General features: G+C 68.9%; 1 protein-coding gene. It reads left to right on the top strand.

Annotated features, from left to right (window positions below; translation table 11 throughout):
* A partial coding sequence (locus AB3X95_RS39100; protein WP_368624020.1) for a hypothetical protein occupies positions 1-206 on the top strand: 206 nt, incomplete at both ends.

Raw genomic sequence — 206 nt, 5'->3', positions numbered from 1 at the left:
GGTGCAGCAGGATGCAACCACCCGCGACATCGCGGTGGCGAAAGATGCTGACGGTTCGGTGATCAACGTGGCAGGCACCGCGGGCAACCGTACGGTGACGGGGGTGGCTGCGGGCGCAGTGCGGGCATCGAGCGTGGATGCGGTCAACGGTGGCCAGTTGTACGGCACGGCGTCGAGCACGGCCCGGGCGCTGGGTGGTGGTTCGA

The organism is Paraburkholderia sp. BR13444, assembly GCF_040948755.1.
Lineage (GTDB): Bacteria > Pseudomonadota > Gammaproteobacteria > Burkholderiales > Burkholderiaceae > Paraburkholderia > Paraburkholderia youngii.
This window is presented reverse-complemented; position numbering and strand designations above follow the sequence as displayed.